The organism is Methylobacterium sp. WL116 (assembly GCF_008039455.1).
GTDB lineage: Bacteria > Pseudomonadota > Alphaproteobacteria > Rhizobiales > Beijerinckiaceae > Methylobacterium.
The window spans coordinates 1-1,692 of sequence record NZ_VRUV01000747.1 but is presented as its reverse complement, the minus strand read 5'-3'; the positions used below and the strand labels follow the sequence as shown (position 1 = coordinate 1,692).

The window sequence follows — 1,692 nt, the reverse complement described above, 5'->3', positions numbered from 1 at the left end:
TTCTGATCACGCTGGAGGAGGGCTCGCGCGGCGGCTTCGGGGCGCAGGTGCTGCACCTGCTGACCGAGCGCGGCGTGCTCGACGCGATGCGGCTGCGGGTGCGCACGATGACCCTGCCCGACAGCTACCAGGACCACGACAGCCCGGACAAGATGTACGCCGAAGCCGGCCTCGACGCCGCCAGCATCGTCCGGAAGGTCGAGGACATCCTCCCCGAGCGTCAGGAAGGGCGTTCGCGTCTCCGCCTCGCTTGAGGGCGTCGTCGCGCGCCACGATCCGGGCCGCCTGTGGCCCGGATCGCCTTGTCGTGCACGTCATTCGATGACAAAAGCCGGCTTGCTGCGGTGCGATGCCCAAAACGAAGGCATCGCCCGCGTTCCCGTGACGATTCGAGCGTGATGGCAGAGGCGACCCCAAGCGGTTCTTCCGACCTCGGCCCGGTGCTGATCACCGGCGCGAGCGGCTTTCTCGGGCCGGCCCTGGTCGACGTGTTCCGCAACGCCGGATTTCCGGTGCGCATCATGGTGCGTGCCACGAGCCCGCGCACGAACCTGACCTGGTCCGACGTCGAGGTCGTCGAGGGCGACATGCGCGACCCGGTGGCTTGCGCGGCCGCGATGCGAGGGCAGCGCTACCTGATCCACGCCGCCGCCGACTATCGGCTCTGGGCGCCGGACATGGAGGAGATCGTCCGGACCAACCGCGACGGCACCCGCAACCTGATGCGCGCCGCCCTCGAGGCGCGCGTCGAGCGCGTGGTCTATACGTCCAGCGTCGCCACCATCAAGCCGCCGGACGACGGCGTCACGCCCTCGGACGAGACGCGGCCGCTGACGCCCGAGACCGCCATCGGCGCCTACAAGCGCAGCAAGGTCGTGGCCGAGCGCGTGGTCGACGCGATGGTGGCCGGCAGCGGACTGCCCGCGGTGATCGTCAACCCGTCGACGCCGATCGGCCCGCGCGACGTCAAGCCGACGCCGACCGGGCGCATCATCCAGGAGGCGGCGCTCGGCAAGATGCCGGCCTTCGTCGACACCGGGCTCAACCTCGCCCATGTCGACGACGTGGCCGCCGGCCACCTGCTCGCCCTGCGCAGGGGGCGGATCGGCGAGAAGTACATCCTCGGCGGCGAGAACGTGCTCCTTTCGCAGATGCTCGGCGACATCGCCCGCATGGTCGGCCGCAAGCCCCCGACGGTGAACCTGCCGCGGGCCGTGGTCTACCCGATCGCCTTCGTTTCCGAGCAGATGGCGCGCATCACCGGCAAGCAGCCCTTCGCCACGATCGACGGCATCCGCATGTCGCGCTACCGGATGTTCTTCTCCGACGCGAAGGCGCAGGCCGAGCTCGGCTACGCCGCCCGCCCCTACCGGGAGGGGCTGTCCGACGCGATCGACTGGTTCCGCGGCGCGGGATACCTGCCGGGAGCCGAGCGATGAGCGCGTCCGGCACCGCCACGGAGCTGCGCTCGGGCAAGGGTGCGAACGACGAGAACTTCCCCGTCGCCTCGCACCTGATCCATCCGAAGAATCGCGGCGCGATCCTCGCGTTCTATGATTTCGTCCGCGCCGGCGACGACGTCGCCGACCATGCCGCGCTGTCGCCCGAGCGCAAGCTCGCGCTTCTCGACGGTCTCGCCGACGCCCTGACCGGCGCGGGGGCCGCCGACCCGGAGGCCGAGCCGCTCAAGCG

Annotated in this window: 3 protein-coding genes; all 3 read left to right on the top strand. The window is 70.7% G+C overall.

What is annotated here, in order from left to right:
• Nucleotides 1-254, top strand: a 254-nt coding sequence (locus FV223_RS26910; protein WP_281407476.1) for a transketolase C-terminal domain-containing protein, incomplete at its 5' end; no start/stop codon positions are given.
• Nucleotides 255-398: 144 nt separating this feature from the next.
• A complete protein-coding gene (gene hpnA, locus FV223_RS26905) occupies nucleotides 399-1,439 on the top strand; it encodes a hopanoid-associated sugar epimerase (protein WP_147729773.1) in 1,041 nt (346 codons plus the stop codon).
• The coding region (locus FV223_RS26900) for a squalene/phytoene synthase family protein (protein ID WP_187276265.1) at nucleotides 1,436-1,692 on the top strand (257 nt) is incomplete at its 3' end. The genes hpnA and FV223_RS26900, both read left to right, overlap by 4 nt.